This is a genomic window from Nocardia aobensis NBRC 100429 (assembly GCF_000308375.1).
Lineage (GTDB): Bacteria > Actinomycetota > Actinomycetes > Mycobacteriales > Mycobacteriaceae > Nocardia > Nocardia aobensis.
On record NZ_BAFQ01000057.1, the window covers coordinates 32,589 to 47,077 of the forward strand.

Below are 14,489 nucleotides of genomic sequence, written 5' to 3' on the forward strand. Positions count from 1 at the left end.
TCCTCGTGGCGAATCTGCGAGCATGCTGAGTGGCAAACCCGCACCTGCACAACGGATTCGGGCAAAAGCTGAGAATTGCATATGGATTGGTGTATTGCGCCGATCCGGGCGGTAGTCTCGAAGACGTGGGCGGGGTTTTCGGTGTCCCTCATCCGCCGAAAACCCCGCCCTACATCTTTCTCCGGTCGGCCCGCCTCTTTCGCTGCGCGGCGCGACCCGGCCCGCACGTCCGGCGCTCGAGTGGCGGGGTCTCAGGGGTGTGGCGGGGCCGTGTCGAGTCCTCCTGCTCAACTCCGTAGAATCGCACGGTGACCAGCGCAGCCCCTGATAACTCGCGAAATCGTGCCGACGCCCTCCCCAAGAGCTGGAACCCCAGCGATGTAGAGGCCGACCTGTACGAGCGCTGGGTAGCGGCCGGTTACTTCACCGCCGACCCGGCCAGCGACAAGCCGCCCTATTCGATCGTGCTGCCGCCGCCGAACGTCACCGGCAACCTGCACATGGGCCACGCCTTCGACCACACCCTGATGGACCTGCTCACCCGCCGCAAGCGGATGCAGGGCTACGAGGTGCTGTGGCTGCCCGGTATGGACCACGCCGGCATCGCCACCCAGACCGTGGTCGAGAAGCAGCTCGCCGTCGACGGCAAGACCAAGGAAGACTTCGGCCGCGAACTGTTCGTCGACAAGGTCTGGGACTGGAAGCGTGAATCCGGCGGAGCCATCCAGGGCCAGATGCGCCGCCTCGGCGACGGCGTCGACTGGAGCCGCGACCGCTTCACCATGGACGAGGGCCTGTCCCGCGCGGTGCAGACCATCTTCAAACGCCTCTACGACGCCGGGCTGATCTACCGCGCCGAGCGCCTGGTGAACTGGTCGCCCTCGCTCGAGACCGCCATCTCCGACGTCGAGGTGAAATACGAGGACGTCGAGGGTGAGCTCGTCTCGCTGCGCTACGGCTCGCTGAACGACGACGAACCGCACGTCATCGTGGCCACCACCCGCGTGGAGACCATGCTCGGCGATACCGCGGTGGCGGTGCACCCCGAGGACGAGCGGTACAAGGCGCTGATCGGCACCACCGTCTACCACCCGATCACCGGCCACCAGATCCCGATCGTCGCCGACGACTACGTCGACCCCGAATTCGGTTCCGGCGCAGTGAAGATCACCCCCGCGCACGACCCCAACGACTTCGAGATCGGCCTGCGGCACAACCTGCCGATGCCGACCATCATGGACAAGACCGGCAAGATCGCCGACACCGGAACCGAATTCGACGGAATGGACCGGTTCGAGGCGCGCGTCAAGATCCGCGAGCGGCTGGCCGGCGAGGGGCGCATCGTCGCCGAGAAGCGCCCGTACGTGCACAGCGTCGGCCACTCCGAACGCTCCGGCGAACCGATCGAACCGCGGCTGTCGATGCAGTGGTGGGTGAAGGTCGAATCACTGGCCAAGGCCGCCGGTGACGCCGTGCGCAACGGCGCGGTGACGATCTACCCGGCCAGCCAGGAACCGCGCTGGTTCGAATGGGTCGACAACATGCACGACTGGTGCATCTCGCGGCAGCTGTGGTGGGGCCACCGCATCCCGATCTGGTACGGCCCCGAGGGCGAGATCGCGTGCGTCGGCCCCGACGAACAGGCGCCCGAGGGCTGGGTGCAGGACCCCGACGTCCTCGACACCTGGTTCTCCTCCGGCCTGTGGCCCTTCTCCACCATGGGCTGGCCGGACGCCACCCCGGAACTGTCGAAGTTCTATCCCACCAGCGTGCTCGTGACCGGCTACGACATCCTGTTCTTCTGGGTGGCCCGGATGATGATGTTCGGCATGTTCGTCTCCGACGACCCGGTCATCGCCACCGGAAAGGACTCCGGCCGGCAGCAGGTTCCGTTCGACGACGTCTTCCTGCACGGCCTCATCCGTGACGAATTCGGCCGCAAATACTCCAAGTCCAAGGGCATCGGCGTCGACCCGCTGCTGTGGATCGACGAATACGGTGCCGACGCAACGCGTTTCACCCTCGCCCGGGGTGCGCAGCCGGGCAGCGACCTGTCGGTGGGGCCGCCGCACGTGCAGGCTTCGCGCAACTTCATCACGAAGCTGTTCAACGCCAGCAAGTTCGCGCTCATGAACGGTGCCGCGCCGGGTGACCTGCCCCAACGCGCCACCCTCACCGACACCGACCGTTGGATCCTCGACCGGCTCGACGAGGTGCGCGCCGAGGTGGACGGCGCCTTCGACCGCTACGAATTCGGCAAGGCCTGTGAGGCGCTGTACCACTTCGCCTGGGACGAACTGTGCGACTGGTACCTCGAATTGGCGAAGGTGCAGTTCGCCGAGTCGGAGGAGCGGGCCGCGAGCACGCGCATCGTCCTCGGCAACGTGCTGGATTCGGTGCTGCGCCTGCTGCACCCGGCCATCCCGTTCGTCACCGAAACGCTGTGGCAGGCCCTCACCGAGGCCGGTGCGGACGACTCCCTGGTGATCGCCGCGTGGCCGCAGCCCTCGGGGGTCGCCACCGATACCGTTGCGGCACAGCGCATCGCGGATCTGCAGAAGCTCGTCACCGAGATCCGCCGGTTCCGCAGCGATCAGGGGCTGACCGACAAGCAGAAGGTCGCCGCGAAACTGATCGGCATCGATACCGCCGACCTCACCGGGCTGCACGCCGAAATCGCCAGCCTGGCCCGGCTCACCGCACCGGACGCCGATTTCTCCGCGACCGCCGCGGTCGAGGTGCGCCTGTCCGGTGCCACCGTCACCGTCGAACTGGACACTTCCGGCACGGTCGACCTCGACGCCGAACGCCGCCGGCTGGAGAAGGATCTCGCGGCCGCGCAGAAGGACCTCGCCGCCACCACCGCCAAACTCGGCAACGAGGCCTTCCTGGCCAAGGCGCCCGACGAGGTGGTCGCCAAGATTCGCACCCGCCGCGAGGTCGCCGAATCCGAGGTGACCCGGATCGGGGCGCGGCTGGCCCAGATCACGGAGTCGGTGGCGAAGAAGTGATCGGCGGCGAAGGTTTCGACCACGAACCGCTCGCCGGCGGTGCGGACCGGCTGCGCACCGGTCCCTCGCCGGTCGACCTCGCCGAAATGGCGCTGGTCGAGGCCGAACTCGACCAGCGCTGGGGCGAGACCAAGATCGAGCCGTCGCTGACCCGGATCGCGACCCTGATGGATCTGCTCGGTTCCCCGCAGCAGAGCTATCCCGCCATCCACATCGCCGGTACCAACGGCAAGACCTCGGTTACCCGCATGGTCGACGCGCTGCTCACCGCGCTGCACCGGCGCACCGGCCGGTTCACCAGCCCGCATCTGCAACTGGCGACCGAACGCATCGCCATCGACAACGCGCCGATCACCCCGGCCCGCTACGTCGAGATCTATCGGGAACTGCTGCCCTACGTCGAGATGATCGACGCGCGCTCGACCGACGGCACCCTCGGCGACGGACCGGGACCCCGGATGAGCAAATTCGAGGTCCTGGTGGCGATGGCGTACGCCGCGTTCGCCGAGGCGCCGGTCGATGTCGCGGTCGTCGAGACCGGGATGGGCGGCACCTGGGACGCGACCAACGTCATCGACGGGCAGGTCGCGGTGATCACGCCGATCGGCTTGGACCACACCGACTATCTGGGCCCGGATCTGGCGTCGATCGCCGGAGAGAAGGCCGGGATCATCAAGAAGTCGCCGCAGGACCTGCTGATTCCGCGCGACACCGTCGCCATCATCGCCGAACAGGAACCCGAGGCGATGGAGGTGCTGCTGCGGCGCGCGGTGGACGCCGACGCCGCGGTCGCCCGTGCCGGTTCCGAGTTCCGGGTGCTGTCGCGACGCGTCGCGATCGGCGGTCAGGTCCTGGAGATCCAGGGGCTCGGTGGGGTCTACGACGAGATCTTCCTGCCGCTGCACGGTGAACACCAGGCGCACAACGCGGCGCTCGCGCTGGCCGCGGTCGAGGCGTTCTTCGGCGCCGGCGCGCAGAAGCAGCTCGATATCGACGCGGTGCGAGCGGGATTCGCCGCGGCGGCCAGCCCGGGCCGGATGGAACGGATGCGCAGCGCGCCCACCATTTTCATCGACGCCGCGCACAACCCCGCCGGCGCGCGGGCGCTGGCCGCGACACTCACCGAGGAATTCGACTTTCGCAAGTTGGTGGGGGTGGTCGCGGTGCTCTCCGACAAGGACGCGGCCGGCATCCTCGCCGCGCTGGAGCCGGTGCTGGACGAGGTCGTCGTCACCACCAACGGCTCACCGCGGGCGCTCGGCGTCGACGAACTCGCCGACCTGGCCGTCCAGCGGTTCGGCGACGAGCGAGTCGTCACCGCGAACAGCCTCGCCGATGCGGTCGAAACCGCCATCGCCATCGCCGAGGAAGCGGGAGGCGCCGGCGAACCGGTATCCGGCGCGGGCATCGTGGTCACCGGCTCGGTGGTCACCGCGGGCGCGGCGCGCTCGCTGTTCGGGAAGGACCCCGCGTGAAGCAGCGGGCCGGAGGCGGTGGGAAGCTGGGTGCCGAGGGCATCGGCGGGCCGGCGCGGAGGAGGCAACGTGGGTAGCGAGGACGATGTGCGCGGCGAGGCCGGCGCACCGAAGCCGGGTGTACCCGCGCCCGCGACCGACCCGTGGAAGGGTTTTCGCGGCGTGATGGCCGGCGCGCTGGTACTCGAGGCCATCACCGTGCTGCTGGCGCTGCCGGTGGTCGGGGCCGTCGGCGGCGGACTCAGCTGGTGGTCGGTGACCTATCTGGTCGGTCTGGCCGTCCTGATGTTCGTCGGCTCCGGCATGCAGCGCCGTTCCTGGGCCGTGCCGTTCAATCTCGGCCTGCAGGTGCTGGTGCTGGCCGGTGGGTTCATCCATCTGTCGATCGGCATCATCGGCGTCGTGTTCGCGGCGGTGTGGGCATTCATTCTGGTGCTGCGCTCCGACGTCAAACGCCGCATGGACCAGGGTCTGCTGCCGAGCCAGCGAATGCAGGGCTCATCCTGACGGCTCGGTTCGGAATCCGGTGGCAGCGACGGTTAGAGTGTCGCCGTGACTGAGCAGACGTTGGTACTCATCAAGCCGGACGGCGTGGCCCGAGGCCTGGTTGGTGAGATCATCACCCGCATCGAACGCAAAGGCCTGAAGATCGCGGCCCTCAAGCTCGAGCAGGTTTCCGAGGAACTTGCCGCCGCCCACTACGCCGAACACGCCGACAAGCCGTTCTACGGCTCGCTGATCGAATTCATCACCTCCGGCCCGGTCGTCGCGGCCGTTCTCGAGGGTCCGCGCGCCATCGCCGCCTTCCGCCAGCTCGCCGGTGGCACCGACCCCGTCGAGAAGGCCGTCCCCGGCAGCATCCGCGGCGACTACGCCCTGGAAACCCAGTTCAACCTCGTGCACGGCTCCGATTCCCCCGAATCCGCGAAGCGCGAGATCGCGCTCTGGTTCTGAGCTCTGCCCTTCGGCCTCCAGGGCTCGCCGTCCGGGTACCGCTGCTTGCGCCTTCGTCGCGTACGCAGCGGTACCCGAACGCCACCGTGATCATTTGCTCGTGGGTCGCGGCGACACTCCAGCGGATGATCCGCATCCGCCGGAAAAGACCTACTCAGGTGTAGGAAAGTCTCCCCGGTCGGGCCACGGAAACGGTGCGGGCACGCTCCGATGACGTACCAGTGGGTCGCTGTGTGGGATACTGGAAGCGGATGTGATCGACGCCCGCCTATCGGGGCAGGTGGCGAACGCAACCGAATGGCACCGCGGCTCGACGCCGATCATCGCTGCCCCGGACGGTTCCAAGACTCGGCTGTTCGGCGGCACGCTGGATGAGCGCTCGAGCTCAGGTGTGAAAGCCAACAGCCAGGCGCCGCGTGACCAGTTAGCCCGAACGACGTACGACAGGTGATAACCGGGCACGCGGGGCGAGACCATCAGACCTTGCGCCACAGGCGTGAGGCGAACGGACAGCGCCCCCGCGTCGGCCGCGTCACTCTCGTACGAGTGGGACGCGCCCGGGGGCCCGAGGAGATTTCGTGGCCGATCAAGAGCCGCAAGGAACGTCGCAGAGCAATGGTGATTCCACCTCTACCGAGGTGGCCGGGGTAGGGGAGGCAGCGCAGTTGCCCGAACGTATCCGGGTGCACGCGCTGGCGAAACTTCTGGGTACCACCAGCAAACGCATCCTTGCCCATCTGACCGAACTGGGCGCCGAAGCTCGCAGCGCCCAATCCAGCCTGGACCGGACCGTCGCCGAATCCGTGCGCGACGCGCTCGTTCCGCCACAGGCCGGCACCGAGCAACCGGTGGCCGAGCCCGCGACGGAACAGGCCGAGACGCCTGCTCCGGCGCCCGCCGAGAGTGCGTCTCCGGCGACCACATCCACCGCCGCGGCCGATACCGCGCAGACCGCCACCGCGCCGGAGACGGCCGGCGAACCCGAGCCGAGCGAGTCCGGCGCATCCACCGCGGTCGCCGAAACCGAGGTCACCGGTACCGCGCAGGCCGCGGACGTCGTCGAGGCCGCCGGCACTGCGAACCCGGCAGTGATATCGGAATCGCCGGTAGCGACAGAGTCGCCGGCGGCATCCGGCGAGCCCGAATCGGCGCCGCACACGTCGCTGTTCACCAGCCCGTTCCAGCAGTCCGCCGCGCAGCGCGAGGAGCCGGTCGTCTTCGAGCCGGCGAGTATCGCGGCCGCGCCGCTGTTCCTGCCGCCGGATGCCGCGGCCGCCGAGGAGATGCGCCGCCGCCGGCGTGCCGAGCGCGAGGCCGAGGCCGCCGAAAAGGCCGCTGAGAAGGCTGAAAAGGCCGCGGAGAAGGCTGAAAAGGCCGCGGAGAAGGCCACCGAAAAGGTCGCCGAACCCGCGCCGGAGAAAGCACCCGCGGAGTCCGAGACCGTCGCGGCAGCAGAGACCGAGACCGAATCCGGCGACTGGGACGACGAGCAGTCGCGCGACGAGCAGGAGGACGGTGGTCGTTCGCGTCGCCGCCGCCGGGGCCGCCGCGGTCGCGGCCGGGGCCGGGGTGAGCAGCACGCCGATCACGAGTCCGACGACGACTCCGACGACGAGGACATCGAGGCGCACGCCGACGCCGACGAATCCGCCGAGGACAACGCTGCCGAGCAGACCGGCGAGGAGAGCGACGACGACTCGGGTTCGACGCCGGAGGGTTCCACCCGCCGTCGCCGCCGTCGCCGTCGCCGCAAGGCCGGTGAGGACAACGAATCCGAGCCCGCCGACGACGATCCGCCGAACACCGTCGTGCACGAGCGGGAACCGCGTAACAAGCGCCGCACGGTAGACGAGGTGCAGGGCATCAGCGGGTCGACCCGGCTGGAGGCCAAGCGGCAGCGTCGTCGCGACGGTCGCGAGGCCGGTCGCCGCCGCCCGCCGATCCTCACCGAATCGGAATTCCTGGCCCGCCGCGAGGCGGTCGACCGGGTCATGGTGGTCCGCGAGAAGTCGTTCCCGGCCGGCGAACATTCGCATGTCGGTGCGACCACGCAGGTGGCCGTGCTCGAGGACAACATCCTGGTCGAGCACTTCGTCACCAACACCGGCACCGCGTCCATGGTCGGCAACGTCTACCTGGGCAAGGTGCAGAACGTGCTGCCCAGCATGGAGGCGGCGTTCGTCGACATCGGCCGCGGCCGCAACGGCGTGCTCTACGCCGGTGAGGTGAACTGGGAGGCCGCCGGGCTCGGCGGCAAGGAACGCAAGATCGAGCAGGCCCTCAAACCCGGCGACACCGTCCTGGTGCAGGTCAGCAAGGATCCGGTCGGGCACAAGGGCGCCCGGCTGACCACGCAGATCAGCCTGGCCGGTCGCTTCCTGGTCTATGTCCCGGGCGGGACCTCGACCGGTATCAGCCGCAAACTGCCCGATACCGAACGCAAGCGGCTCAAGGAGATCCTGCGCGATATCGTCCCGCAGGACGCCGGAGTGATCATCCGCACCGCGTCCGAGGGTGTGAGCGAGACCGAGCTGGCCCGCGACGTCGAGCGGCTGCAGGCCACCTGGAAGACCATCGAGAAGCAGGCCGAGAACGGGTCGGGCGCGCCGAAGACCCTGTACGAAGAGCCGGACCTGCTGGTGAAGGTCGTCCGGGACCTGTTCAACGAGGACTTCTCCAAGCTGGTCATCGAGGGCGACCGGGCGTGGACGACGGTCGAGAACTACGTCCGCACCGTCGCACCGGACATGCTGGCCCGGGTCGAGCGCTACGAGAACAACGGCGTCGACGTCTTCGGCAGCCTGCGCATCGACGAGCAGCTGGCGAAGGCTCTCGATCGCAAGGTGTGGCTGCCCTCCGGCGGCACCCTGGTCATCGACCGCACCGAGGCGATGACCGTGATCGACGTCAACACCGGCAAGTTCACCGGATCCGGCGGCAGCAACCTGGAAGAGACGGTCACCCGAAACAATCTGGAGGCCGCCGAGGAGATCGTGCGCCAGATGCGGTTGCGCGATATCGGCGGCATGATCGTCGTCGACTTCATCGATATGGTGCTGGAATCCAACCGGGATCTGGTGCTGCGCCGGCTGACCGAGGCGCTCGGGCGCGATCGCACCCGCCATCAGGTGTCGGAGGTCACCTCGCTCGGCCTGGTCCAGATGACCCGCAAGAAGCTGGGCACCGGACTGGTCGAGGCGTTCTCCACCACCTGTGAGCACTGCCACGGCCGCGGCATCATCGTGCACAACTATCCGGTCGAGACCGCCCCCGCCGAAGAGGGGTCCGGCCGCCGCGAAGGCCGTCGCCGTCGCAAGGACAAGGACCGCGACAAGGACACCAAGCAGACGAGCATCGCCGCGACGGACACCGCGGATGCGCATCCCGAGGAGGATGCGGCCGCCAAGCGCGCTCATCCGGTGGCGCTCGCGATGGCCGCGCATCACACCGACGAGGAGGTGGCCGAGGCCGGTGCGCCGGTCGAGGCGAAGGTCGAATCGCGGCCGCAGGCCAAGGATTCACGGGGTTCGCGCCGGGGACGCGGACGGGCCGCGGCGGCCGAGGTCGCCGAATCCGCCGAAGTCGAGTCCGTCGCAGCGGAAGCGGCCGAACCTGTGGCCGCCGAACGTGACGGCACCGAGCCGGTGGCGGCCGAACCTGCTGTTGCCGAGCCGGTCGCGGAGCCCGAGCGGCCCGTGGTGTCAGGCCGGGTCGGAGCACAGTCGGCGCCGGCCGAGCCCGCGGTTACTCCGGCACCGGCCGAGGAGAAGCCCGCCGAGCAGGCTCCGGAAACGGGTGCCCGTCGTGGCCGTCGCCGGGTGGCGCGCACCGCGTCGGCTCCGTCGACCGACAGCCGGGGCGCGGTCTTCGTGCTGACCGACGCCGATCAGGACAGCGCGCCGAAGTTCTCGCTCGACGAGCTGGCTCCGGCCGAGGTGACCCCGCGGCAGCGGACCCGTCGCCGGGCCGCCGGGCGAGCCGCGGGCGCGCCGGAATCGCCGAACTGATCCGGTCGCCGGACCGGAGAACTCGCAGCACAGGCCCCGCCCGCACGGCGGGCGGGGCGCCGCTGCGGACCGCGTTCACAGCGGTGGCGCCCCGGTTTGGTGCGGGGGGTGGCAGTCCTGTAATCTTGGACAGTCGCTGCCCGGTGACAGCACCGTGTTGTGTTGAGAAAACGCTGCGCTGTCATGAGATCCGGCTCGAAACGAGCCCTCCGGTACGGAAGAAGTGCCGAGGCGGCGGTGACTATCAGACCAGTCGTACGGCGGTTGCCGGTGTCCACCGGCACGCGGCCGTGCGAGCAGAGTGCCGAGCACTAGTTGAGGAAAGAGGGCAGCCGACCGATGGCAACGTACGCGATCGTCAAGACCGGCGGAAAGCAGTACAAGGTCGCGGTCGGTGACCTGGTGAAGGTCGAGAAGATCGAGGGTGAACCGGGCGCGGCCGTATCGCTGTCGCCGGTGCTGGTGGTTGACGGCGCCGAGCTGACTACCGATGCCGACAAGCTGGCCAAGGTTTCGGTGTCCGCCGAAGTGGTCGAGCAGACCAAGGGCCCGAAGATCCGGATCCACAAGTTCAAGAACAAGACCGGCTACCACAAGCGTCAGGGCCACCGTCAGAAGCTGACGGTCCTGAAGGTCACCGGCATCAAGTAATTTCGACCTAGCGAAACCACCCGGTTTCGAATCGAGGAGTTTTCAGCCATGGCACATAAGAAGGGTGCGTCCAGCTCTCGCAACGGTCGCGATTCCAATGCTCAGCGGCTCGGCGTGAAGCGCTTCGGCGGCCAGGCCGTCAAGGCCGGCGAGATCCTGGTTCGCCAGCGCGGAACCCACTTCCACCCCGGCGTCAACGTCGGTCGTGGCGGTGACGACACACTGTTCGCCCTCGAGGCGGGCGCGGTCCAGTTCGGCACCAAGCGTGGCCGCAAGACCGTCAACATCGTGGTACCGGAGCCGGCGCAGGCCTGAGCCGCGCCGGAGCCTTCTCCACACACTCTTCGAAGCGGGCCAGGGTTTAGCAGATAAACCCTGGCCCGTTCGCCGTTCCGGGAGGCTCACCACCACCGTCCACCGAAACACAGAGGTCCAACTGGCATGTCCAAATTCATCGATCGTGTGGTACTGCACGTCCGCGCCGGTAAGGGCGGTCACGGCTGTGCCTCGGTGCATCGGGAGAAGTACAAGCCGCTCGGCGGACCCGACGGTGGCAACGGTGGCAACGGCGGGGATGTGATCCTCGAAGTCGACCCGAATGTGCACACGCTGCTGGACTTCCATTTCCACCCGCACGCCAAGGCCGGTAACGGCAAACCCGGCGAGGGTGGCAACCGCGACGGCAAACAGGGCGGGGAACTGCTGCTGAAGGTGCCCGACGGCACTGTCGTCATCGACGATGACGGTGAGGTCGTCGCCGATCTGGTCGGCGCGGGCACCCGGTTCGTGGCGGCCCGCGGTGGACGCGGCGGTCTCGGTAACGCGGCGCTGGTGTCGCGCGCCCGCAAGGCCCCCGGCTTCGCCCTGCTGGGTGAGGAGGGCGAGGAGCGCGATCTCGTTCTCGAACTCAAATCCGTGGCCGATGTCGGCCTGGTCGGTTTCCCGTCGGCCGGAAAGTCCTCACTCGTCTCGGTGCTCTCCGCGGCCAAGCCCAAGATCGCCGACTACCCGTTCACCACGCTGGTGCCGAATCTCGGCGTGGTCTCCAGCGGTGACACCACCTTCACCGTCGCCGATGTGCCGGGTCTGATCCCCGGTGCCAGCGACGGACGCGGCCTCGGGCTGGACTTCCTGCGGCATCTCGAGCGGTGCGCGGTGCTGGCCCACGTAGTCGATTGCGCGACACTGGAACCCGGCCGCGACCCGATCTCCGATGTCGACGCGCTCGAGGCCGAACTGGCCGCCTACCGCCCGGCCCTGCAGGCCGACGCCGGATTGGGCGATCTGGCCGACCGGCCCCGCGTGGTCATCCTCAACAAGGCCGATATCCCCGACGCCGCCGAATTGGCCGAGATGGTGACGCCCGAGTTCACCGAACGCGGCTGGCCGGTGTTCACGATTTCCGCGGTGAGCCGGGAAGGTCTGCGCCCGTTGACCTTCGCGCTGGCCGATATGGTCCGCGAATATCGCGAGGCGCATCCGAAGGCGGCGCCGAAGCGTCCGGTGATCCGGCCTGTCGTGGCCGGTGAGACCGGCTTCACCGTCGCACCCGATCCGGAGGTCGAGGGCGGATTCATCGTTCGCGGCGAGCGCCCCGAAAGGTGGGTGCGCCAAACGCAGTTCGACAACGACGAGGCCGTCGGCTACCTGGCCGACCGGCTCGCGCGCCTCGGCGTCGAGGACGAGCTGGTCCGCCAGGGTGCGGTGCCCGGCGCCGAGGTCACCATCGGCGATGTGAGCTTCGAATGGGAGCCGCAGATTTCGGCCGGTGTCGATATGGTGATGACCGGGCGCGGGACCGACCCCCGCTTGGACCAGACCGACCGCATCTCCGCCGCCGAGCGCAAACATGCCTCCCGGGTACGCCGCGGCCTGGTCTCGGAGGACGAGGACCAACCGTGATCGCCCGCCACGCCGGTATTTCCGGTGTGCGCGGGCGTATCGGTCCGGTTTGTCGTCGTGCGCCACGGTGGTGGCGTGTCAAGTGAGTGAGTGTTGTTGTGACACACGTGGATTCTGACAAGGGAGCGGTAACTACTCGGCAGTCGATCCGGACCGCGCGCAGCGTGGTGGTGAAGATCGGCTCGTCGGCGCTGACCAGCCTCGAGGGCGGACTCGACACCGCGCGCCTGGACAAGCTCGCCGAGGCGATCGAGGCGCGGATGCGCGCGGGCTCGGATGTGGTGGTGGTGTCGTCCGGTGCGATCGGCGCCGGCATCGCCCCGCTCGGATTGGCCGCCCGCCCAAGGGATCTCGCGACGAAACAGGCGGCGGCGAGCGTCGGCCAACTGGCCTTGGCCCACGCCTGGGGAACCTCGTTCGCCCGATTCGATCGCGTGGTGGGGCAGGTGCTGCTGACCGCGGGTGACTTCGCCCGGCGCGAACATCACCGCAACGCGCAGCGCACCCTCGACCGATTGCGCGCCCTGCACGCGGTCGCGGTGGTCAACGAGAACGACACCATCGCCACCGAGGAGATTCGCTTCGGCGACAACGACCGGCTGGCCGCGCTGGTGGCGCACTTGGTCGGTGCGGACGCGCTGATCCTGCTGTCGGACGTGGACGGTCTCTACGACGGCGACCCCCGCAGGGGCGCCGCCACATTCATTCCCGAGGTGCGCAGCAGCGCCGACCTCGACGGTGTGATCGCCGGCAGCGGCGGTGCTCTCGGCACCGGCGGTATGGCGTCGAAGCTCTCGGCCGCCCGCCTCGCCGCCGACGCCGGCGTGCCCGTCCTGCTGGCCGCAGCCTCCGATGCGGCGCTGGCACTGCGCGACGCCTCGGTCGGCACGGCCTTCGCCGCGCGTCCGGTCCGGTTGTCGGCGCGCAAGTTCTGGGTCCGCCACGCCGCCGACAGCCGCGGTGCCATCCACCTCGACGCAGGCGCCGTCAGAGCCGTCGCGCATTCGCGCCGCTCACTCCTCGCCGCCGGTATCACCGGCGTCAGGGGTCGCTTCTACGGCGGCGATGTGGTCGACCTGCTCGCCCCCGACGGTCGCACGGTGGCTCGGGGCGTCGTGGAATACGACAGCACCGAACTACAGGCCATGGCCGGCCATTCCACCTCCGAACTGCCGGAAGGTATGCAACGCCCTGTCATTCACGCCGACGATCTGGTCAAGGTGTAGGGCTCTCGGCACCACCCCGGCCGCGCACCTGGCGAAATCTCTCGCGCTTCCGACCTCGGCTCAACCCGGCGGGGACACCCCGGGCTGGTCGGGAGTCGTCGGCGTATCGGTGTTCGGGATCGGGCCGGTGATACCCGGCTGACCTTCCTGGTCGGTGAGCGGAGGCGCCGACGGATCGGGTGGCACGGGGGCCGGAGGTGGTGTGGGCGCGGGGGGTTGGAGCGGCGGAGCGGATGCCGACGGGTCGGGCGACTGCGGGGCGGGAGGTGGTGCGGGCGTGGGGGATTGGGGCGGTGGAGCGGATGCCGACGGGTCGGGGGACTGCGGGGCGGGGGTGTCGGATGGTGGCGCAGCCGGTGCGGCGGGGGCGGGGGCGGGGGTGACGGGTGGCGCGTCATGCGGGCCGGTCGTCGGGGGACCCGGCGGTGGCACCGGACTGCTCGGGCTGGACGGTGCGGGTGGCTGTGTCGGGTCCGGCGAGGTGGGGGCGGAAGAGGCCGGCGGCGCCGGGGTCGGCGTGGGGCCCGGATCGTGCGTCGGCAAGGCGGGTGCCGGGGCCGACGAACTCGGGGCCGGGTCGCCGGGAGTGGGTGCGGGTTGCGTGTGGGGAGGCGCCGGTGCCGTGCTCTCGGGTGCGGGTGCGGGTGCGGGTGCGGGTGCGGGTGCGGGTGCGGGTGCGGGTGCGGGTGCGGGTTCGGGCTGCGGCGACGCGGGTGCACCGGGCACAGTGGCCGAGTTCGGAGCTTGGTCCGGTGTCGAGGGCTCGGACTCGGACGACGGTGGGGCGGTAGGGCTTTGGAGCGCTTGCGGACGGTCGCCGTTCGGGCGCGCGGGAGCGCTGGGCCGCGGTCCGGCCGGGTCGGCTTGTGCCGGGGGTTCGGGCAGCGCCGGGACCGCGGTGCCCGCCGCGGAGTAGGCCGGTTTGTAGATCATGTTCATCGCCAGAATCGCCTCCTGACGCATGACCTCCTCGGCGATGCGCGCATCGATCACGTGCGCGGCCTCCAACACTCGGGCGATGGCGCCCACCGGCCCGGAATCGCCCGGTGGCGGTACCGCCAGTTTGACCGCCTCCGCGGCGCCGGCGACCGCACCGAGCCGCGCGCCGACCTCGCCGAAGACGGCGGCCAATTCGTCGACGGAGGCGGCGAAACTGTGCGCGCTCGCGGCGGCGGCCTCGGCGGCCGGGCCCTGCCAACCGGCATGGTCCATGATTCGTTCGACCTGTGAGCGGGTGGCCGGCATCGAACCGGTCAGCGTGGC

Annotated in this window: 11 protein-coding genes; 10 read left to right on the forward strand and 1 reads right to left on the reverse strand. The window is 69.4% G+C overall.

What is annotated here, in order from left to right; all coding sequences use genetic code 11:
- Nucleotides 1-308 precede the first annotated feature (308 nt).
- The 10 genes from RJ03_RS07555 to proB all read left to right on the forward strand — a co-directional run bounded on the left by RJ03_RS07555 (nucleotide 309) and on the right by proB (nucleotide 13,226).
- Nucleotides 309-3,011 (forward strand): valine--tRNA ligase, encoded by a 2,703-nt coding sequence (locus tag RJ03_RS07555; protein WP_036499454.1) that lies wholly within the window; start codon nucleotides 309-311, stop codon nucleotides 3,009-3,011.
- Between the two features lie 50 nt (nucleotides 3,012-3,061).
- Entirely contained in the window at nucleotides 3,062-4,486 is a 1,425-nt protein-coding gene (gene folC, locus RJ03_RS07560; RefSeq protein WP_036499520.1) for a bifunctional tetrahydrofolate synthase/dihydrofolate synthase, read from the forward strand.
- A gap of 165 nt (nucleotides 4,487-4,651) precedes the next feature.
- Nucleotides 4,652-4,993 carry a DUF4233 domain-containing protein gene (locus tag RJ03_RS07565; protein ID WP_082857361.1) on the forward strand — a complete coding sequence of 114 codons (342 nt, stop codon included), beginning with the start codon at nucleotides 4,652-4,654 and terminating at the stop codon, nucleotides 4,991-4,993.
- A gap of 45 nt (nucleotides 4,994-5,038) precedes the next feature.
- Nucleotides 5,039-5,440: a nucleoside-diphosphate kinase gene (gene ndk, locus RJ03_RS07570; protein WP_036499457.1), complete on the forward strand. Its 402-nt coding sequence runs from the start codon at nucleotides 5,039-5,041 to the stop codon at nucleotides 5,438-5,440.
- A gap of 253 nt (nucleotides 5,441-5,693) precedes the next feature.
- On the forward strand, nucleotides 5,694-5,891 hold the full coding sequence (locus RJ03_RS37005; protein ID WP_143859875.1) for a hypothetical protein: 198 nt from the start codon (nucleotides 5,694-5,696) through the stop codon (nucleotides 5,889-5,891).
- A gap of 127 nt (nucleotides 5,892-6,018) precedes the next feature.
- Nucleotides 6,019-9,447 carry a translation initiation factor IF-2 N-terminal domain-containing protein gene (locus RJ03_RS07575; protein WP_036499459.1) on the forward strand — a complete coding sequence of 1,143 codons (3,429 nt, stop codon included), beginning with the start codon at nucleotides 6,019-6,021 and terminating at the stop codon, nucleotides 9,445-9,447.
- Nucleotides 9,448-9,786: 339 nt separating this feature from the next.
- A complete protein-coding gene (gene rplU / locus RJ03_RS07580; protein ID WP_036499461.1) occupies nucleotides 9,787-10,098 on the forward strand; it encodes a 50S ribosomal protein L21 in 312 nt (103 codons plus the stop codon).
- 48 nt (nucleotides 10,099-10,146) lie between these two features.
- A complete protein-coding gene (gene rpmA, locus RJ03_RS07585; RefSeq protein ID WP_025352062.1) occupies nucleotides 10,147-10,413 on the forward strand; it encodes a 50S ribosomal protein L27 in 267 nt (88 codons plus the stop codon).
- A 126-nt stretch (nucleotides 10,414-10,539) separates the two neighbouring features.
- Nucleotides 10,540-12,000 (forward strand): GTPase ObgE, encoded by a 1,461-nt coding sequence (gene obgE / locus RJ03_RS07590; RefSeq protein ID WP_036499485.1) that lies wholly within the window; start codon nucleotides 10,540-10,542, stop codon nucleotides 11,998-12,000.
- Nucleotides 12,001-12,107: 107 nt separating this feature from the next.
- Nucleotides 12,108-13,226, forward strand: a complete 1,119-nt coding sequence (proB, locus tag RJ03_RS07595; protein WP_036499487.1) for a glutamate 5-kinase — start codon at nucleotides 12,108-12,110, stop codon at nucleotides 13,224-13,226.
- Nucleotides 13,227-13,286: 60 nt separating this feature from the next.
- On the opposite strand, the gene RJ03_RS37935 is transcribed toward proB, so the two are convergent.
- On the reverse strand, nucleotides 13,287-14,489 hold a 1,203-nt coding region (locus tag RJ03_RS37935), incomplete at its 5' end, for a superantigen-like protein SSL4 (protein WP_218000936.1).